A 20,276-nucleotide genomic window follows, 5' to 3' on the forward strand; every position below is an offset into this window, starting at 1 on the left:
ACTGAGATTGACTGATACATTATGCTGATATTCGAACACTCACGCAAAGGACGGCGCAATTATTCGCAGTCGCCTGCAACACCGGCAAGCAAGTCGGTAATCCCGCAAAATTTATTGCGGAAATCCAAAGTGTTGCTGCCGGAAGTCTCCGAGATGGATACGGTGCGTCATTACACCCGTTTGTCGCAAAAGAATTTCTCGATTGATACCGAGTTTTATCCGCTCGGCTCATGCACGATGAAATACAATCCGCGCGCGTGTAATTCGTTGGCGATGCTGCCGCAATTCATATCGCGGCATCCATCGGCGCCGGAAGATACCGGCCAGGGCTTCCTTGCGTGTATGTACGAATTGCAGGAGATTCTGAAAGCGGTTACCGGGATGGCGGGCGTGAGCTTGACGCCGATGGCTGGTGCGCAAGGTGAGCTGATCGGTGTCATGATGATCCGCGCGTATCACGAATCGCGCGGCGATTTCGCCCGTACCGAGATCATTGTTCCGGATGCGGCGCACGGTACCAACCCGGCAACAGCGGTCATGTGCGGCTTCAAAGTGGTGGAAATCGCCACCGACAAAGACGGCAATGTCGATCTGGATGCGCTCAAAGCGGCAGTGGGACCGCAAACGGCGGGATTGATGCTGACTAACCCTTCCACACTGGGCGTGTTCGAGAAAAACGTTGCCGAAATGAGTCGGGTGGTTCATGCGGCTGGTGGGTTGTTATATTACGACGGTGCCAACCTGAATGCGGTACTGGGTAAAGTGAAACCGGGCGATATGGGTTTCGACGTGATTCACATCAATCTGCACAAAACCTTCTCGACACCGCATGGTGGCGGGGGACCGGGCTCTGCGCCGGTCGGTGTGGCTGAACGCCTGCTGCCTTTTATGCCGATCCCGATCGTGGCTAAGGAAGGTGATACCTATCGTTGGATTACCGAAAAAGATAAACCCCAATCCATTGGTCGTTTATCGGCTCACATGGGGAATGCCGGTGTGTTGCTGCGGGCTTATATTTATGTTCGCTTGTTAGGCATGCAGGGTATGCATCGGATTTCCGAGTTTGCGACCTTGAACGCGAATTACTTGATGGCTGAATTGCGTAAAGCGGGTTTTGAAATTGCGTACCCGAACCGTCGCGCCAGTCACGAATTTATTGTCACGATGAAGGACATCAAGGACAAAACCGGCGTGACTGCGATGAATCTGGCCAAGCGTTTGCTCGATAAAGGCTACCATGCACCGACGACGTATTTCCCGCTGCTGGTACCGGAATGTTTATTGATTGAACCGGCGGAAACGGAATCCAAGGAAACGTTGGATGCTTTCGTAATCTCGATGAAAGAAATTCTACGTGAAATCGAACAGGAACCGGATATGGTGAAAGGTGCGCCGCACAACATGTCGGTGCGTAAATTGGACGATGTCAAAGCCGCGCGTGAGTTGGATTTGGCGTGGAAGCCAAGCGCTTGAGAGCGTGCAAGTTATTTTTCATCATTACACGGTAGCTGAATTATGCGCACATTGATTTGTGGTTCCATCGCTTACGATAATATTATGGTCTTCCCGGATCATTTTAAGAATCACATTTTGCCGGAGAAAATTCACGTATTGAATGTCGCATTTCTGGTTCCGGAAATGCGCCGTGAATTCGGCGGATGTGCCGGTAATATTGCCTACAATCTTAAAATGCTGGGTGGCGAACCGGTGATGATGGCTACGGTTGGCGATGATTACGCGCCCTATGCGGCACGCTTCAAACAGCTGGATCTGACTCAAGAGCACGTGCAGCATGTGCCGGAGACTTTTACCGCACAGGCTTTTATCACGACTGATCTGGCGGACAATCAGATTACCGCGTTTCATCCGGGCGCAATGAATTTTTCCCATCTCAATTCCGTGAAAGAGTCGCGTGACATCCGCTTGGGCATTATCGCGCCAGATGGACGCGATGGCATGATGCAGCATGCGCGCGAATTCCATGAAGCGGGGATTCCGTTTGTGTTCGATCCGGGGCAGGGGCTACCGATGTATGACGGCGAAGAATTGCTCGATTTCATCGATAAAGCCGATTACATTGCGGTCAACGACTATGAAGGAGAAATGCTGCAAGACCGCACCGGGCGTAACTTGGAATCGCTGGCGAATCATGCCAAAGCATTGATCGTCACTTTGGGCGCGCAAGGCTCGATTATCCATGCCGGTGGGAAAAAATACGAAATTCCCTGTGTCAAACCGCAAACGATTGTCGATCCAACCGGGTGTGGAGACGCGTATCGTGCTGGCTTGTTGTACGGCATCGTCAACAATTTCGATTGGCAAGCGGCGGGTCAGCTTGGCTCATTGATGGGGTCACTGAAAATCGCCCAGCGTGGTGGGCAGAATCATCAATTTTCCCGTGATGAGATCGGGCAGTATTACTTTGAAAGTTTTGGCACTCGTATTTTCTGAGTTTCTTCATTTGAACTCAACCCAGACCGGTTGATGATCCGAAGCCGCCGTCTCGGCATCAACGCCATACGTGCAAAGACGGTGTGCTAATCCGCCGGTGATAAAGATAAAGTCGAAGCATTCCGGACGATCGACAAAATCTACCGGATAAATCCCGACAGTAGGCGCATGCGGCGTACCGGGATGCAGTGCCGACCATGCATCGTGAAAATTCAGTGTGCCGTCATCAAAGGGGACCAGAAATTGTGTGCGTTCCGGTGCTGTGGCGGAAAAATTGAAATCACCGCACAATAACGCTTCTGCAGGTCTGGGAAAAACTTCAAATGTTCCATTCCGTTCTTCAGTGAGAAGTTGACGTTGTGACATGGCACATGCTTCCCGGTGCAAGTTCCGGATCGCCTCGATTTGAATTTTGCGCTGGTATCGCGAATAGTATTCGAGATGTGTGGTCATGATGCGCAGTGGCCCGATATCCGCTGTCACAACGGCTTCCACCAGCACCCGCTGCATGCTGGGTGTGGTCAGTTCCGCTTGCCATGGCAGTAAATGCCGCCACACCTGGCCAACCGGTAAACGGGTAAAAATAGCATTGCCGAATTGACTTCGCCCACCGTGATCATCCGGTATATCGGTTGCAATGCCATAGAGGGCGGTATAACCGGGTAGTAGCTTGGCTAACTCGGTCACTTGATCCTTTCCGGGGTTACCCGGTAACCCGGGGAAGTTAACGGCAACTTCCTGCAGACAAATAACATCGAACACGTCCAGTTGCTGAATTGTCCGAACGATTCGCGCGAGATCGACACACCCGTCTATTCCGCGTCCCCATTGAATATTCCAGCTGAGTAATTTCATGAAGATTGTGTTGTGGCAATTGGTAGTTGGTCTATTGCGATTACAGTAGTCTGTTTGCAGCTTAATTTCTGATGAGGTTACTATTGTCAATCAGGAACACGTTTGTTACAGAATCAGAATTATCTAATTTTTATGTGATTTATGTCACATTCATATCAAATAATTTTTGATAACATTTTAGTCATTTTAACAAGTTAATTCGAATCTCACTGAATAAGAAGTTAATGGCATTGTAAGTAATTTCTACATAGAAAACGTCATGAGATCGAAAAAATGTTTATTCAAGGGGTTCGCTGGATATTCTCCGGATTTTGTAAACTGGACGGCATTTCTTCTTACTCTTCCAGTGCTTGTGTGCCGCCGAAACTCTCAGGTTATGTCAAAAAATCCTAATTGAGTTCAATTTTCACAGAGTACTCGTGGTGGTTAATTTATTCTAAGTAAATCAATTCGTTAATTTAGGAATACTGAGTGCATTAATAAGCAATTGGGTTTCTGAGTTAAGTTTTATAGCAATAATTCTAGCTACATCGTCATTTAGCAAAGTTAAATTATTCTAATTATTGGCCAATTTTGATATTTTTATTTATTCCAATCAAAAAATATTTAAAGTTTTTCATGCTAAATCCGAAATAAAAGCTGGTTGGTATATCCGCAATAAGTAAAGATTGAATCGTCAACTAGGTAGTCAAGTATGCGGAATGTCGCAGAGAATGTAATCAATACCACTGTGCATCGTTAAGGTAATGGATAAAGATAAAAATGAATTGAATCATTTCTATTTTCAGCATCTTTCTATCTAAGTTATTCGTGCAACAATTCAAAGAATGGGGTTTTCAGGATGAATCACAACGTGGTGCTGTTTAAAGGTGAAGCTAAATGACCAGCAAAACAGAGCATATGCTTGCGAGAGTCTCGCGCAGAGAAATCGACGATACCAGAGTGCTGATTGTTGTGGATAAATATGTTTCTGGTGAAACTCTGAGGAATATACTCGATGACTGGCAATACAATATTATTGGTGTTTGTACTTCAAGCCAGGAGGCTATAGTCAGAGTAAAAAAAGACAAGCCTGATTTAATTCTGACAGATATGGAATTAAACGATTGCGACGGTATCTATCTGGCGCAGCAACTGAATTTGCAAACTGATAATTCCAATCTTTGCATTTATTTTACAGCGTATGCCAGTGATTCGATTGTGCAACGTACAATGACAATTGCTACCGCAATGGGTTGTAATATCAATAAAGATACGACAAAAAAACAGTATGCCGACTTTGAGTCTTGCTTTTGTCAATATCACGGTATGAATGAATCGAATAATCAAATTAAACAACTTTCCGTGCAACCTATTCGGGTTTTGTTGGTTGACGATCAGCAAATTGTTTTGTGGGGATTAGAGAAACTTATTGATGGTGTGAAACCACGCATGGAAGTAGTCGGCGTAGCGACCAGCATTTCGGATGCTAAACGACTTGTTCTCGAAAAGAATCCGGATATTCTTATTTTAAATATTCATTTGGATGGGGTGGATTGTGTCAATTACATTCCTGATTTTGCCAGTAATGGAAATACGCGAGTGGTAATTTTTACTGAAACGCATGATAAAGAAGTAATTGATAGAGCGGTACTGAGTGGTGCGCGTGGTGTAGTTCACAGAAAAGAATCTATGCAAACGATACTCAGAGCGATTGAGAAGATTTATGATGGCGAATTATGGCTTGATCGTATAACAACCGGTCGTATTCTTTTACAGAACTCACGTGTCCGTAGAAAGATTGCTACCGATGCGGACTCAGATAAAATTACCACGCTTACCCGTAAAGAATGCATGATTCTTAGGGCGTTCTCTGACGGCACAGGCGGTGAACAGAATAAACAGATAGCTGCAAAATTGTGTATGAGTGAGCATACCTTACGCAATCATTTAACTTCTATCTTTAGTAAACTGGGAATTAAGAATCGATTCAGTTTGTTCGCATACGCTAAGCAGCATTTCCAGCAACTGGAATCCTCTTAATACGCCATGCTCATTGCTTGTCAATAAAATACTGCGTAGGAAGATGACGTTATTGATTCGCGTCTTTTTAATTTACCCCGTTTCACTTTGCCGTTCCAAATGTTTTTCCACATCCTTCCGACTAAACCCAATCGCATTGGCAACGCGATCCGCGTGACTGACTTTTGATATCCCTGCAATCAGGCGGTGCGTAGGGCCTTGTTGCAGGAATTCGACTTGCAAATACCGGCCAATGCCGTCTTTTTGCAACAACTCGCACAGTTCGTGATTGTGCGTAACCAGCAGCGTGCTTGCGCCAAGTTTATGAAATCCTTTCAGGATATATTCGGAAATCGTCATTTTTTCCTCAAATGTGGTACCTTCGGATAATTCATCGAGCACAGCCAAACTGCGTGGTGTTGAGTTAAAAAATATTTCACGTGTGCGTTGCAATTCATGACCGAAACGTCCCATTGCGGCGCTGAGCTGGCCGGGGTCGGGTACTTGGTAATAAATATGCTCCGCGGGAACCAATTGTCCTTGCGCGGCGGGAATATAGCAGCCCATTTGCCCGAGTAATTGAACTTGCACGACGGTCTTACAATACGCTGTTTTACCGCCGCTGTTCGGGCCGGTGATGATCAGTACCCGCCCGGCCGGATCGAGATGGATATCGTTGGGTACATAATCCGGAATTGTTTTGATCAGCAGGGGATTTCTGGCTCGGCTTGCAGTCAGCCGGTGCTGCTTCTCATCGAGTATTTCCGGCAAAACTTTTTCACCGGGAAGGGATTGTCCGTAACGGTAAAAAGATAATAACTCATCGAGCAATCCCAATGCTTCGACCGCTTTGGCCAGTTCCGGGCTTTCACGGAATTGTTTACGCAACGGATAAATGATCGAATCGCGGTCGGAAACACCCATCGCCAGCAGAACAATCGGCAGAACCGGTGCAGTCAGTGCCAGAATGCCGTAGCTGATATACGATGCACCGAACTGCGGCATCAGAATTTCAAAGAAAAATAAAATGCCATAACCGGCAGCTAGAAAAGTCAGGATCGGCAAAATTTTAAACAGCGAAGGCTGGAAACGCGAATACAGATCAAAACGTGATTTCTCTTTTTTTGTTTTGAACTTGCCGCCCATGGAATAAACCGGGCCTTTCATCAATGCATAAATGCGCGATTCGCCGAAATCCCGGATGGCATTGAGCAATGTGCGCAGATAAGCGGATTGCGGGCACGGCAAATTCCCGGCTTGCTCGGCCAGATTCACGGCAAACTGAGTACCATCCTGATATTGCCGGTAGCCGTAACCGCCGAATTCCAGTTTATCGGTACGGCTGCTCGGCTCATCGGTCGCCAAACCGCCGGAGAACTCACCATACAGCAGATGCTTCAGCGATCTTTCACCGGGAACGGCCTTCTCGACAAAATTGGACAGCGCGCCGCAGAGTTTCGGGTTCGACTCGATCTCGCGCAATGCAATTTGTTTTTGCTGTATCACTTGGGTATTTTGCGCGGGACGGGCGAACGAACGGTACAGCGCCAAGCGGCCGGTTTCGGTCTTGGTATGATCGACGGTATGAAACAATGCCTCAGTTTCTATCGCCGAGAATGTTTTCGGATCAAGCGCCTCGTGATCCGCCGCCGTGGGGCGGATATCCTCCATAGTTGTGGGACAATCGGAATCGGATAGGATGAATTTTGTGCGCCAAATGTCAATCATACGGATCGTGTCAGTTCAAGGTTTTTCATGAATCGCCAGCAAACGGCATTAAGCTTTAATGAAGGTGTAAAATACGCACATTTGCAATGAAACACAACACAATATCATCCGTAACCGCATCGACCCCGCTCGTCAATCATGCCGCTGCTTAAGAAACCGCTCGGATTAATCGGCTTTGCCGTGATCGCCGCCGTAATCGCTTTTGTCGGCTGGTACTTTACACGTCCCAAGCTGCTCGAGGTGGAATCGGTAATCATCGCCACCGGCAATGTCGAAGCGACCATCGTCAACACCCGCGCGGGTACGATCAAATCCTGCCAGCGCTCCAACCTGGCGCCGATCGCTGGTGGCCAGATTGCCAAAATCTGGATCAAAGAAGGCGATCATGTGCAAAAAGGGCAGGTTTTACTAGAGCTATGGAATCAGGATTTGCTGGCGCAGCGCGAACTGGCGCAACGGCAGTTGGCGATGGCGCAGGAACGCCGCCGCGAAACCTGCATTCTGGCGGAAAACGCCCGGCGCGAAGCGGTGCGCACGCAGCAACTGGTCGAGCAAGGCTTTGTCAGCTCGCAACGTGCCGATGACGTCAATGCCAACGCGCGTTCCCGGCAGGCCAGTTGCGAAGCCGCCATCACCGATATCAAACGCGCCGAAGCGCAAGTGCGTGTCGCACAAGCGGGATTGGAGCGCACCATCATCAGCGCACCGTTCTCCGGCGTAGTTGCGCATATCAGCGGAGAATTGGGAGAATTCACCACGCCATCGCCGCCGGGGATTCCGACACCGCCGACGATTGACCTGATCGACGACCGCTGCTTGTATGTCACGGCGCCGATGGATGAAGTCGATGCGCCCAAAATCCGGGTCGGTCAGGAAGCGCGTATCACGCTGGATGCCATGCCGGGCAAAATTTTCCCCGGAAGAATCCGGCGTATCGCGTCCTATGTGACCGAAATTGAGAAGCAAGCGCGCACCGTCGACATCGAAGTGGATTTTCTGCAAGCTCCGGCGGATACGCTGCTGGTGGGTTATAGCGCCGATGTCGAAGTGATTCTGCAGCGTAGGGACAATGTCTTGCGCATCCCGACGCAGGCCATCCGGCAGAATAATAAAGTCTGGCTGGTCGACAGCCATAGCCGTTTGGTGGAGCAGCCAGTGGAAACCGGCCTGAGCAACTGGAGTTTCACCGAGATCCGCAGCGGCTTGAATGCCGGTGACCGGGTCTTGATCGCGTTCGACCAGGATGGAATCAAAGCCGGTGCCGCGGTGCAGCCGAAAGCTCCATGATCCGCTTGAGCGCGATTACTCGCACGTTTCACATGGGTGACCAGGCGGTTCACGCGTTGAGCAATATCAATCTGACTATCTCCTCGGGCGAATACGTTTCGATCATGGGACCTTCAGGTTCCGGAAAATCCACGCTGCTGAACATTGTCGGCTTGCTAGACCGGCCCGATAGCGGCCGCTATGAACTTGATGGCCGGTTGGTCACTGAACTGTCGGAAACCGAGCAGGCGCAGATCCGGCGCGAAAAAATCGGCTTCGTTTTTCAGTCCTTTCATTTGGTGCCCCGCCTGACGGCGGCGGAAAATATCGAACTGCCGCTCATTCTCAGCGGCATACCGCAAGAGCAGCGGCAAATCCGTGTCGATGAGGCGTTGCAAGCCTTCGAACTGAAACAGCGCGCGCAGCATCGGCCCGCCGAACTTTCCGGCGGGCAGCGCCAGCGCGTGGCGATCGCGCGTGCGACCATCATGCGGCCCAGCGTCATTCTGGCGGACGAGCCGACCGGCAATCTGGATCATCAGATCGGCGCCGAAGTGATGGCATTGCTGGAAAATCTGCATCACAGCGGAACCACCTTGATCGTCGTCACGCACGACCGCGAGCTGGGTGCGCGTGCGCATCGCCAGATCGCGATGCGCGATGGCAAGATAATGACGGATCAATCCGATGACGCTCGCTGATACCTTACAGACTTCGTTCAAAACGGTGCTGAGTTATCGCATCCGTTCCCTGTTGATCGTGCTGGCAATGGCATTGGGCGTGGCTGCGGTCGTGATGTTGACGGCACTCGGCGACGGCGCGAGAAATTATGTCATCAACCAGTTTTCCTCCATCGGCACCAATTTGCTGGTCGTTTTGCCGGGACGCGCGGAAACGTCGGGTTCGTTTCTCGGCGCGGTGCTGGGCCAGACACCGCGCGACTTGACGTTGAAAGATGCGCAATTGCTCGGCCGGTTGCCGCAAGTGCGGCGTTATGCGCCGCTCAATGTCGGCGCCGCGGAACTTTCCGCCACCAACCGTTTGCGCGAAGTCACCGTGCTGGGCAGCAATGCGGATCTGATCCCGGTGCGGCACATGCAGTTGGCGCAGGGCGGTTTTCTGGCGCATGGCACCGAACGCAATGCGCAAATCGTGCTCGGCGCGAAAATCGCCCGTGAATTCTTTCCACGCAGCCAAGCCATCGGCCAGCGCGTGCGCCTGGGCGACAGCCGGTTCATCGTCTCCGGTGTGTTGGCTTCGCAAGGCGAATCGATGGGGTTCAATACCGATGAAATCGTCATCATCCCGATCGACTATGCACAGCAAATGTTCAACACTACGTCGTTGTTCCGTATTCTGATCGAAGCGAAAAGCCATAATGACATTGAACCCGCCAAGCGGGCGATATTGGCGACCCTGAAGCAGAGTCACGACGGTGAAGAAGACGTGACCGTGATCACGCAGGATGCCATTCTGGCCACCTTCGACCGGATACTGCACACGATGACGCTGGCCGTCGCCGGGATTGCCGCAATCAGCTTGATCGTTGCCGGGATTCTGGTGATGAATGTGATGCTGGTGGCGGTCAACCAACGCACTGCGGAAATCGGCCTGCTGAAGGCCATCGGCGCCACCTCCGGCGACATTCGCCGGTTATTTTTTGCCGAAGCGGTGTGGCTGTCGTTTGCCGGTGCTGTTATCGGTTCTGTGTTGGGTCAATTGGGCAGCTTGATGCTGCGTCTGGCTTACCCGCAACTTCCGGCATGGGCGCCCGTTTGGGCCTCGATCGCGGGCATCGTGGTTGCGCTGGCGACCGGTATCGCCGCCAGTCTTTGGCCTGCGAACCAAGCGGCGCGGCTCGATGCCGTCAAAGCACTGAGTAAGCGATAAATCTGTAATGAATGCCATCGACACCTTCCAATTTGCTTTCCGCTCGCTAACGGCGCACCGTTTGCGCACCTTTTTGTCGGCTTCCGGCATCGCTGTCGGCATTGCCGCGGTGGTTTTGCTGACCGCCATCGGCGACGGCATACAACGTTTCGTGCTGGCGGAATTCACGCAGTTCGGCACCAATATTGTCACCATCACGCCGGGCAAGATCAATACGCACGGCGGCTCGTTGGGTGCCATCGGCAGCGCGCGGCTGCTGACGATTGAAGATGCCATCGCGTTGAAACAAAGCCGCTACGCGCGCTACACCAATGCCAGCGTGATCGGCAATGCGGAAATCCGCGCGCAAGGCCGCAGCCGCCGCGTAACAGCGTACGGACAAGGCCCCGATTTTGCCCGGGCCTTCAATATGCAAGTCGAGACCGGGCAGTTTCTGCCCGATGACGATCCGCGCAATCCGCGCGCATACGTCGTGCTCGGCGCCAAGGTGCGCAACGAATTGTTCGGCGATGCCAATCCGCTCGGCGCTTTGCTGCAGGTCGGCGCGACGCGCTTCCGCGTCATCGGCGTGATGGCGCCGAAAGGCAATGTGCTCGGTTTTGACTTGGACGACACCGTTTTCATGCCGACAGCACGCGCTTTGGAGGTATTCAACCGCCAGGGCGTCATGGAGATCAACTTTTCCTATCATCCGGATGCGCCGGTGCAAGTGGTGGTCGACGACATCAACCGCATCCTGATCGCGCGGCACGGGCGCGAAGACTTCACCGTCAAGCCGCAACAGCAAATGCTCAGTACGCTATCCACCGTGCTGACGGTGCTGAAGTTTGCGGTTGCAGCGCTGGGCGGTATTTCACTGGTCGTCGGCGCGGTCGGCATGATCACGCTGATGCATATTGCCGTTTCCGAACGGGTGTCGGAAATCGGTTTGCTCACGGCTCTGGGTGCGACGCGCGGGCGCATCCGCCTGCTGTTTTTACTGGAATCGACCGCGCTGTCCACCGTCGGCGGTTTGGCGGGCTTACTCATCGGCGCAGGTATCGCCGGATTGCTCAAACTGCTGATCAGCGGATTGCCGGTGAATATCCCGTGGAATTTTGTGCTCGGCGCGGTGTGCCTGTCGATGCTGATCGGCTTGATTGCCGGTGTGGTGCCGGCCATGCGCGCGGCAAAATTGAATCCGGTGGATGCCTTGCGCACGGATTAACCGTTCTTTGCTTGAGCGGGTACGGCGTCACGGCAAAATAGAACGCCGTTCGCTTTTTTCCGGTTGATATATAATCGCACGCATTCCATTCATGCAAGGGTGCGGTGTGCCGGAATGCAAACGAGGATTACGCTCTGTAGCCTTTTAGTGCTGACTCATTTCGGCATTGCGTCGTGCTATGCGGTTAACTTCACTTATAAGAACGGCCCCAGAATCAAGAGTGATGACGGTAATTTCGAGATCGGTCTGAACGGCCGTGCCCACCTCGACGTGCACTCGCTCTATCCAGATCAGCCAAGTGCAAATTACCCTGCATTCGGTAGCCAGCTTTTGAACGGCAGTGACAATGGCGGATTCAACTGGCGCAGAACCTATGCCACTATCACGGGAAAAATTCACGGCGTCAATTTCAAATTTGAGAACGACTTTGCGGTCAATGAAACTATGCCTTTTCCGCATAGCTTGCGCGAAGCCTGGGTGGCCGCCAAATTAGGACCGGGGCAGCTGACCGTTGGACAGTTCAAGGCATACCGGGGTTTGGAAGAGATCACCAGTTCCAATGAAATTACCATGATGGAACGGCCGTCCACGTCATCCACCGGGATCTACAGCGGACGGCAATTTTTAACCGGTATCGGCTATCGGGGAATGGTGAGGGACAATCTGGGTTTCGGCGTTTACGTGATGAGCTTGGCGCATTTCGGTTTGCCGTTGGAGGGTATCAATTACGGCGGGCGCGCTATCTGGCTGCCGATCGACAAATCAAGCCATATTCTGCATTTGGGACTGTCCGCCAGCCGGGACACCGCCAACCGGGATTCGTTGCCAGCGAAGATTGCCGATGTATACGGCGGACGCGAAGGCATCAGCAAAACGCTGGGCGTTGCCGGCGCGAGCGCGGGTGCGCCCAGCCACAACAGTCAGTCGACTTTCGCCGCAGAAGCGGCATACGCCATCGGTCCGTTCAGACTACAGGGTGAGTATGCGCTTTCCCTGCTCGACAACACGCACCAAGTGAGCGGCAGAAACAGAGATTCCACCATTCAGGCTTTCTATGTGCAAGCCAGCTGGTTTGTGACCGGCGAAACCGCACTCTACAGAAAAGACCGCGGCGCTTTCGGCAAGCCGCAGCCGGCCGGCAAATGGGGCGCGCTGGAATTGGCCGGGCGCTATGATCTGGCGGAAAATTTTTCGCAAAGCCTCAGCGCCGATCCGTGCAAAACCGGCACGTCGAAATGCCAGGTCCAGATCATTACCTTGGGTATGAACTGGTATCCCAACGCGAACATGCGCTTTATGCTGAACTATTACCTGACCGATGCGGTGATCGGTAACGCCGGTCCCGGCACGCCGGCACGCGCGGATCATCTGTCAGCCCTTTCTTTCCGCACGCAAATCAATTTTTAAAGTACTAAGTAAGATACGAAGTAAGATAAAATGAATCGCGCTATTTTCTGATCCACCCCCTAATACTTGAGGAGACTACTCATGCGCATTTTTCTCGCTTTATTGACAACTTTTTTGTTCGACCCCGTGTTTGCCGCCTGCAACAGCGAATTGCTCAATCAGAATTTCCGCGAACTGGCCGGAACCGATACGGTAAATTTATGCGAAGCCTATTCCGGCAAAGTGCTGCTCATCGTCAACACCGCCAGCAAGTGCGGTTATACGCCGCAATACGAAAGCCTGGAACAGCTGTACGAAAAATACGAACCGAAAGGGCTTGTGGTATTGGGTTTTCCGTCCAACGACTTCATGGGGCAGGAACCGGGAACCGAAGCGGAAATCCAGGATTTTTGCCGTCTCACCTACGATGTCAAATTTCCGATGTTTGAAAAAACCACCGTGAAGAAAGGCGATGCGCACCCTTTTTATGTGCGGCTGGCGGAATTGTCGGGCACTTATCCGACGTGGAATTTTCAGAAATACCTGATCGGCCGCGACGGCAAGCTGATCACGCACTTCACCCCGCACACCAAACCTTCCGATCCAGCGGTGGTAACAGCGATCGAACAGGCTTTGCAGCATTAGCGTGATGAATCGTGAGCCTGATGCCTCGAGCGATCCAGGCAAACAAAAAACGGGAATCAGCATTGGCTCGATCCTGGGGCTGTCGCTGTTCTTGGGATTGATCACCGGTGCTGGCGCCGGTGTGTCGCTAATCCTGCCGGTGACGCTGATTTCCGCGATCATTCTCTACTTCAAGCGGGACAAAATCGCTGCCGCGACCGAAACGGGAAAAAGCGCGCATCATACTGGCAAACCAGCGCATGACCTCTATGCCTGGCCGGAGTTGGGTCATTTCTCCTGTGCGGTTGCTGCACGGCCGTACCAGAATGCGATCCAGCAATTGGCACAGGAAAACGGCATTGACTTGGAGAACGGCTCAACCACGCAATCACAAGTCTTCAAGGCGCATTTGATACCGGACAATAGCAATCCTTATGATACCGATTTCGTCCGCATCAACATCAACAATCGCGCTGTCGGTTACCTGGATCACCGTTTAGCACGCAGCTTTCTGGATCAACTCGAGGAAAAGGGGTTATCGGAACAGGTCACGGTGTGCAGTGCGATTCTTACCAGAAATTACGAAGCAGATGGCAACAAGACGAGGTACGGTGTCCGGCTGGATATCGAGTTGATTGGATAATGCGAGTGGAAACGGAGGAACGATGCATACCATAAGCAAACTGGTGCTTGGCATGATGGGGCGGTTGCGGCCAAAACCGGCCGCGGGAGATGCCGCAGCCGTGATAGCGTTACCGCCGCCCGGGAAGCAGGGTGGCCTTCCTTTGATGGAAGCGCTTGCCAAACGCCGCTCATCGCGTGAATTTGCACCCGATCTACTGCCCTTAACGTTGCTATCCAATTTGCTGTGGGCAGCATTCGGCGTCAACCGGGAAGATGGCGGACGCACCGCACCTTCCGCACTCAATGCGCAGGAAATCGATATTTATGTGGCACTGCCTTCGGGCGCTTACCGCTACGATGCGGCAGCCAATGTGTTAACGCTGGTTGCAGCCAGCGATGTGCGGCGGATCACCGGTTATCAGGATTTCGTTGACGAAGCGCCGCTGGATCTGGTCTACGTCGCCGATTACACGCGTTTGAGCCGAGTACCGTTCAGCCAGCGCGAATCGTACGCCTCGGTGGCTGCCGGTGCCATCGCGCAGAATATTTACCTGTTTGTCGCGAGCAACAACCTGTCAACAGTGCTGCGCGCCTGGATCGACCGCGCGGCAATTGCCGAAGCATTAGGGCTGACGCATGATCAGCGGGTGTTGCTGTCGCAGACGGTGGGTTATTCAAAAAATGTATAAGTTTAAGCAGATAATTCCTGATAGATGGGTTGTATTTTAAAAATAGAATTTGAAGAGAAGCTCAGGCGGTTTGAATGAATGAAGAGAACGATGCAGCAGTTATCATACGGTATAGAGCGACCATGTGATTTGCTTGAAAAATTGGAATGGGAAGCAGATAAACTCGGTAATAAGCCTCATACGTACGGTGTATTCAATTTCATGCTGACTGCAGCTGTACTCGCTGAATGGATTCAGAAATATTATTCTTCAGATTCTGTACCTGATCCTTTCGCAGAACCTAAGAAAGGTCAGTGCAATTGGTTGATACCAAGTAAGGCAGCGCAGTGGATAAGTGATACAAGCTGCCTCCCTAATCCCTATTTAGACGTTTGCTATCATATCGACAATGCATTGTCGATATGCTCGCATACAGCGAATGCCAGTAAGCATTTTCACTGGAAAGATGGGCGTAGTATTACTAGAATTGAAAAGGAACCTCAGGTTAGTGATTGGTATCAATATTTTTTTACATCGACAACGCCAGATCTGTATGTTGAATTTAAAGAGGATTACTATGATTTACAACAAATTAAGGGTATTTTATTGCAATTCTATAGGGGTTTAATTCAGTATCTTGAGAGCCAAAAATTATCCCATGGAGTAATCCCATGAGACTTAGCGGATTAATCAGTGAAACCTAGCTTATGATGACGCCAAGTCCCGATCAATCCAACTGCTATAATTTCAACCTTAAAGTTAGATTATCGGTCAAGGAAATCGAGATCGTCCGTGCGACGGTGCATCGCTTGCTGGGCGATGATGCGCGGATTCGCATTTTCGGCTCCCGTGCGAAGGTGGATGAGAAAGGCGGAGATATCGATCTATTGATCGAAACGGAACAGAAATTGGCCGATCGCGTTTCGACCGCATGCCGGTTGACGAGTCAATTGCAAATGCAGCTCGGTGATCAGAAAATCGACGTCATTATCGTCGATCCGGAAACACGGGAACAACCGATTCACCAAATAGCACGCCAAACCGGGGTGATACTTTGACAACGGACACACTCAAAATAGAATCGATCCGATTGCTGGCGCTACTGAAAATCGTTCGGCGTGAAGGGGTGTTGTTGTTGAAAACGGACGCGCGATTGTTCGCAGCGGAACTGGATGCCGCCTGGGTGGGGCGGTTGGAAAACGATGATGATCTGGCGGAACGTCTGGATGCTTTTGTGTCCCGTTTTGGGCGGATGCAGGATACGGTGGGAGACAAGTTGATACCTACGCTATTGAAGTCGATGGCGGAAAAGCCCGGCAGTGCCTTGGATAATCTGAACCGGGCTGAGAAACTCGGTTTTTTGCCATCGGTTGAGGACTGGCTGAATGCGCGTAATTTACGCAATAAGCTGATTCACGAATATGTGTCCGATCCGGAAGAATTTGCCGTAGCGTTGAACAAAGCGCATGAGATGGTTTCATTACTGATTGCCGTCTACAGCAGCATTAATCGTTATGCTCGTTCGCGTATTTCGGCGGCGGAGTGGCCGGAGTTATTACCTTAAGGAGAAGTGATATCCATGAAAATCCACGAATATCAAGCCAAGGAAATTTTACGGCAATACGGCGTGGCAACGCCGCAAGGCATCGCATGCTTCAGCGTCGACGAGGCGGTGAATGCGGCCAAGCAATTGGGTGGCGATATCTGGGCGGTGAAGGCGCAGATTTATGCCGGCGGGCGCGGTAAGGGGGGCGGCGTGAAGATAGCGCGGTCATTGGACGAGGTGCGGCAGCGTGCCGGTGAGATATTGGGTATGCGGCTGGTGACGCATCAGACCGGTGCGGAGGGGCAAATCGTGCATCGCCTTTTCATCGAGCAGGGCGTGCGAATTGAGAAAGAATTTTATGCCGGTATGGTGGTCGACCGGCGCCAGCAGCGCGTGTGTTTGATGGCGAGTTCCGAGGGCGGTATGGAGATCGAAAAAGTAGCCGCCGAAACGCCGGAGAAGATTCATAAAGTGTTTATCGATCCCATCGCAGGATTGAGCCAGCAGCAAGCGGAGGAGATCGCGCAGAAAATCGGTATTCCGGCGCAGAGCTTGCCTGGCGCCGTTTCCTTGCTGCAAGGATTGTACCGGGCGTTCGATGAAACCGATGCATCGTTGCTGGAAATCAACCCACTGGCGTTGACTGCGGAAAAGCAAGTGATCGCGCTCGACGCCAAAATGAATTTTGACGATAACGCGTTGTTTCGTCACGCCGATATCGTCGCGTTGCGCGATCTGGACGAGGAAGATCCGGTCGAGATCGAAGCATCGAAACACGAGTTATCGTATATTCCGCTCGACGGCAATATCGGCTGCCTGGTGAACGGTGCCGGACTGGCGATGGCGACGATGGATATCATCAAATTATACGGCGGCAATCCGGCGAATTTTCTCGATGTCGGCGGTGGCGCGACGACGGAGAAAGTGACCGAAGCGTTCAAGCTGATGCTGCGCAATCCCAAATTGCAGGCAATTCTGGTGAATATTTTCGGCGGCATCATGAAATGCGATGTAATTGCCGCAGGCGTGGTCGCCGCAGCGCGCGAGGTGCAACTGACCGTGCCGCTGGTGGTGCGACTGGAAGGCACGAACGTCGATCTCGGTAAGCAGATTCTCGCCGATTCCGGTTTGCCGATCATCTCGGCAACGGATATGGCCGATGCCGCGCAAAAGGCGGTGAATGCGGCCAAATCGGGTTGTCAGAATTAATCATCACAGGAGCGCATATGTCTATTCTGATCAATCGCAACAGTCGCGTCATGACGCAAGGCATAACTGGCAAGACCGGCCAGTTTCATACCCGCATGTGCCGCGATTATGCCAACGGCAAGGAATGTTTCGTGGCCGGGGTCAATCCGCGCAAACCGGGCGAGGATTTCGAAGGCATTCCGGTGTACGCTACCGTCATGGAGGCGAAGCAGCAAACCGGTGCCAATGTGTCGGTGATTTACGTGCCGCCGCCGTTTGCCGCTGCGGCGATCGACGAAGCGGTGGAAGCCGAACTGGATTTGGTGATTTGCATCACCGAAGGTATTCCGGTGCGCGACATGATCCGCACGCGCTACAACATGCAGGGCAAGAAAACCCGGCTGATCGGCCCGAACTGTCCCGGTATCATTACGCCGGACGAACTCAAGATCGGCATCATGCCCGGTTATATCCATAAAAAAGGCCGTATCGGCGTGGTGTCGCGCTCCGGTACGCTGACCTACGAAGCGGTGGCGCAATTGATGGCGCTCGGCCTCGGGCAGTCGACTTGCATCGGTATCGGTGGCGATCCGGTCAATGGTCTGAAGCATTTGGATGTGTTGCAGTTGTTCAACGACGACGACGAAACCGATGCGGTGCTGATGGTCGGTGAGATCGGCGGCAGCGACGAAGAGGATTGTGCACGCTGGGTCAAGGACAATATGCGTAAGCCGGCGGTCGGCTTTATCGCCGGTGTCACCGCACCGCCGGGTAAGCGTATGGGCCATGCCGGTGCCATTATTTCCGGCGGCAAGGGTACGGCGCAGGAAAAGCTCGAGGTGATGGAGTCGTGCGGTATCAAAGTCACGCGTAACCCGGCGGAAATGGGCAAGTTGTTGAAATCGGTTTTGTAATTACATCATCTTTCAGTTCTATATCTCATCAAAGGTAGCTTCATGCGTTTTCGTTTATCGTTTCTCATCATACTTTTCGCTGTCATCGTATCCGCGTGCAGTACGATGCCTGCCAAACAGCAGCCGTTGCCGGGTAAAAAACCGGAGCGGCCGGCCGGGCCGCTGCCGCAAAGCGCCAAGCCCAAGTACAATCTGAGCGGTTATCCGGTAAATACACAGCAGGGCTATATCGACGGCTGTGAGACTGCGAAAAGAACCGATTGGGCATTCAAAGACCTGAATCGCTATGAAAAGGATGGGCAGTACCGTATGGGTTGGGATGACGGTTTTGCCTTGTGTAACGGAAAGAAATAGCGCTTCCGATAACTAGCCGCAATGCCTCGTTTCTATTTTTATATCGGCCTGCTGATCCTGCAGTGCATCCTGCCGGTTTCCGCTTTTTCGTACGGCTTGCCTCTATCCGTTAAACAAAAGCTGCAGCAGCTGGCGATACCGGAATCGGCAATCGGTGTGTATGTGCAGGAGGTCGGCAGGAGTCAGCCGGTCGTCACAGTCAATGCCGATGCGGCGATGAATCCGGCTTCGGTGATGAAACTGTTGACGACCTATGCCGGGCTGGAATTGCTGGGACCGGCGTATACCTGGCCGACCATGCTGTATGCCAATGGCCGGATGGCCGACGGCGTTTTGCACGGTGACTTGATCATCAAAGGGTATGGCGATCCGAAACTGGATCTGGAGAATTTCTGGCTGCTGATTCATCGCTTGCGGCAAACCGGATTGCACGAGATCAAAGGCAATCTGATTCTCGATCATTCGCACTACGATATTCCCGCTGACGATCCCGGCGAGTTCGACGGGCAACCCTACCGTACTTACAACGTGTTGCCGGAAGCGTTATTGATCAATTACCGCACCTCGACCATCCACTTGTTTCCGGAACCGGTAAGGAATGCCGTGCGTGTGGTGGTCGAGCCGTTGCCGGAATCGGTGCAGGTGCAGAATAATTTGCAGTTGACTCAGGGTAGATGCGGCGATTGGCAAAATTTGCTGACGATCGATGTTGTACCCGGCAAGGAAGACAAAAATAATTTTACCGTGACGTTGAACGGTAGCTTCTCCCGGCAATGCGGGAAACAATCCTATATGCTGAGCCTGCAGGATAGTGCCGTGTATACCCGCGATTTGTTCAAACGCTTGTGGATGCAGCAGGGTGGTTTATTCCATGGCGATGTGGTGCTCGGTAAAACGCCGCAACATTTGTCACCGCTGAAGATTTATCAATCTCCGCCGCTCGCCGATATCATCCGCGGCATCAATAAATTCAGTAACAATATCGCCGCGCGCCAGCTATATTTGACGCTGGGTACAGGCGATGTGGTGATCAATAGTTCTCCGGCAACGCTGGCCAAATCCGAAACGGCAATCCGCCAATGGCTGGCATCCAAACAACTGAATTTCCCCGAATTGGTGGTGGAAAATGGTTCCGGACTGTCGCGCAAGGAGCAGATCAGCGCCCGGCACATGGGGCAATTGTTACTGGCCGCATTTAACAGCCCGGTGATGCCGGAGTTCATTTCTTCGTTACCGATCGCCGCCGTCGACGGCACGCTGAAAAACCGTTTCACCGATACTCCGGTGAAAGGCCTGGCGCATATGAAAACCGGTGCGCTCAACAATGTGCGCGCCTTGGCTGGTTATCTGCTGGATAAATCGGGACGGCGCTTCATCGTGGTTTTTTTTGTCAATCACGAGCAAGCCGGACAGTCCCGTGCCGTCATGGATGCGCTGGTGCAATGGGTTTATAACCGGCAATGAGCTTTCTCCCTACGGCAATCAGGCCTATTGATTCAAAATTCTTTTCGGCGTAGAGTTTCGACTCAAGGTAGTTGAGCTATTTTGAAATCAGTGTTTCCTTTCAACCCTCG

General features: G+C 52.0%; 20 protein-coding genes. 18 read left to right on the forward strand and 2 right to left on the reverse strand.

Annotated features, from left to right (window positions below):
• Positions 1 to 21 precede the first annotated feature (21 nt).
• Both gcvPB and HRU78_04905 read left to right on the forward strand, forming a co-directional pair.
• Entirely contained in the window at positions 22 to 1,473 is a 1,452-nt protein-coding gene (gcvPB, locus tag HRU78_04900) for an aminomethyl-transferring glycine dehydrogenase subunit GcvPB (GenBank protein ID QOJ23062.1), read from the forward strand.
• Positions 1,474 to 1,515: 42 nt separating this feature from the next.
• The gene (locus tag HRU78_04905; protein ID QOJ23063.1) at positions 1,516 to 2,451 is read left to right on the forward strand and encodes a carbohydrate kinase family protein; all 936 of its coding nucleotides are present in this window, start codon (positions 1,516 to 1,518) and stop codon (positions 2,449 to 2,451) included.
• 6 nt (positions 2,452 to 2,457) lie between these two features.
• Here HRU78_04905 and HRU78_04910 read toward each other — a convergent pair whose 3' ends face one another.
• Entirely contained in the window at positions 2,458 to 3,306 is an 849-nt protein-coding gene (locus HRU78_04910) for an endonuclease/exonuclease/phosphatase family protein (protein QOJ23064.1), read from the reverse strand.
• 879 nt (positions 3,307 to 4,185) lie between these two features.
• Between HRU78_04910 and HRU78_04915 the strand changes: the two genes are divergently transcribed.
• On the forward strand, positions 4,186 to 5,328 hold the full coding sequence (locus HRU78_04915; protein QOJ23065.1) for a response regulator: 1,143 nt from the start codon (positions 4,186 to 4,188) through the stop codon (positions 5,326 to 5,328).
• 72 nt (positions 5,329 to 5,400) lie between these two features.
• On the opposite strand, the gene HRU78_04920 is transcribed toward HRU78_04915, so the two are convergent.
• Positions 5,401 to 7,035 carry a DNA mismatch repair protein MutS gene (locus HRU78_04920; protein ID QOJ23066.1) on the reverse strand — a complete coding sequence of 545 codons (1,635 nt, stop codon included), beginning with the start codon at positions 7,033 to 7,035 and terminating at the stop codon, positions 5,401 to 5,403.
• 138 nt (positions 7,036 to 7,173) lie between these two features.
• Here HRU78_04920 and HRU78_04925 point away from each other — a divergent pair, with 138 nt between their 5' ends.
• The 15 genes from HRU78_04925 to dacB all read left to right on the forward strand — a co-directional run bounded on the left by HRU78_04925 (position 7,174) and on the right by dacB (position 20,166).
• Entirely contained in the window at positions 7,174 to 8,322 is a 1,149-nt protein-coding gene (locus HRU78_04925) for an efflux RND transporter periplasmic adaptor subunit (protein ID QOJ23067.1), read from the forward strand.
• The gene (locus HRU78_04930) at positions 8,319 to 9,002 is read left to right on the forward strand and encodes an ABC transporter ATP-binding protein (protein QOJ23068.1); all 684 of its coding nucleotides are present in this window, start codon (positions 8,319 to 8,321) and stop codon (positions 9,000 to 9,002) included. The genes HRU78_04925 and HRU78_04930 overlap by 4 nt, the downstream gene beginning before the upstream one ends.
• On the forward strand, positions 8,989 to 10,191 hold the full coding sequence (locus tag HRU78_04935) for an ABC transporter permease (protein ID QOJ23069.1): 1,203 nt from the start codon (positions 8,989 to 8,991) through the stop codon (positions 10,189 to 10,191). Before HRU78_04930 ends, HRU78_04935 begins: the two co-directional genes overlap by 14 nt.
• 7 nt (positions 10,192 to 10,198) lie before the next feature.
• The gene (locus HRU78_04940; GenBank protein QOJ23070.1) at positions 10,199 to 11,398 is read left to right on the forward strand and encodes an ABC transporter permease; all 1,200 of its coding nucleotides are present in this window, start codon (positions 10,199 to 10,201) and stop codon (positions 11,396 to 11,398) included.
• Positions 11,399 to 11,512: 114 nt separating this feature from the next.
• The gene (locus tag HRU78_04945) at positions 11,513 to 12,805 is read left to right on the forward strand and encodes a porin (GenBank protein ID QOJ23071.1); all 1,293 of its coding nucleotides are present in this window, start codon (positions 11,513 to 11,515) and stop codon (positions 12,803 to 12,805) included.
• Positions 12,806 to 12,886: 81 nt separating this feature from the next.
• Entirely contained in the window at positions 12,887 to 13,429 is a 543-nt protein-coding gene (locus tag HRU78_04950) for a glutathione peroxidase (protein ID QOJ23072.1), read from the forward strand.
• Between the two features lie 4 nt (positions 13,430 to 13,433).
• On the forward strand, positions 13,434 to 14,051 hold the full coding sequence (locus HRU78_04955) for a hypothetical protein (GenBank protein QOJ23073.1): 618 nt from the start codon (positions 13,434 to 13,436) through the stop codon (positions 14,049 to 14,051).
• A gap of 22 nt (positions 14,052 to 14,073) precedes the next feature.
• Positions 14,074 to 14,721 (forward strand): SagB/ThcOx family dehydrogenase, encoded by a 648-nt coding sequence (locus HRU78_04960; GenBank protein ID QOJ23074.1) that lies wholly within the window; start codon positions 14,074 to 14,076, stop codon positions 14,719 to 14,721.
• 90 nt (positions 14,722 to 14,811) lie between these two features.
• On the forward strand, positions 14,812 to 15,375 hold the full coding sequence (locus HRU78_04965) for a hypothetical protein (GenBank protein QOJ23075.1): 564 nt from the start codon (positions 14,812 to 14,814) through the stop codon (positions 15,373 to 15,375).
• A gap of 35 nt (positions 15,376 to 15,410) precedes the next feature.
• The gene (locus HRU78_04970) at positions 15,411 to 15,758 is read left to right on the forward strand and encodes a nucleotidyltransferase domain-containing protein (GenBank protein QOJ24922.1); all 348 of its coding nucleotides are present in this window, start codon (positions 15,411 to 15,413) and stop codon (positions 15,756 to 15,758) included.
• Positions 15,755 to 16,264 carry a hypothetical protein gene (locus HRU78_04975; protein QOJ23076.1) on the forward strand — a complete coding sequence of 170 codons (510 nt, stop codon included), beginning with the start codon at positions 15,755 to 15,757 and terminating at the stop codon, positions 16,262 to 16,264. The genes HRU78_04970 and HRU78_04975 overlap by 4 nt, the downstream gene beginning before the upstream one ends.
• A gap of 15 nt (positions 16,265 to 16,279) precedes the next feature.
• A complete protein-coding gene (sucC, locus tag HRU78_04980; GenBank protein ID QOJ23077.1) occupies positions 16,280 to 17,455 on the forward strand; it encodes an ADP-forming succinate--CoA ligase subunit beta in 1,176 nt (391 codons plus the stop codon).
• A 17-nt stretch (positions 17,456 to 17,472) separates the two neighbouring features.
• The gene (sucD, locus tag HRU78_04985; GenBank protein ID QOJ23078.1) at positions 17,473 to 18,348 is read left to right on the forward strand and encodes a succinate--CoA ligase subunit alpha; all 876 of its coding nucleotides are present in this window, start codon (positions 17,473 to 17,475) and stop codon (positions 18,346 to 18,348) included.
• A gap of 42 nt (positions 18,349 to 18,390) precedes the next feature.
• Positions 18,391 to 18,702: a hypothetical protein gene (locus HRU78_04990; protein ID QOJ23079.1), complete on the forward strand. Its 312-nt coding sequence runs from the start codon at positions 18,391 to 18,393 to the stop codon at positions 18,700 to 18,702.
• A 21-nt stretch (positions 18,703 to 18,723) separates the two neighbouring features.
• Positions 18,724 to 20,166: a D-alanyl-D-alanine carboxypeptidase/D-alanyl-D-alanine-endopeptidase gene (dacB, locus tag HRU78_04995; protein ID QOJ23080.1), complete on the forward strand. Its 1,443-nt coding sequence runs from the start codon at positions 18,724 to 18,726 to the stop codon at positions 20,164 to 20,166.
• Positions 20,167 to 20,276 lie beyond the last annotated feature (110 nt).

This window comes from Gammaproteobacteria bacterium, from assembly GCA_015709635.1.
In the GTDB taxonomy this organism is placed as follows: Bacteria; Pseudomonadota; Gammaproteobacteria; order Burkholderiales; family Nitrosomonadaceae; genus Nitrosomonas.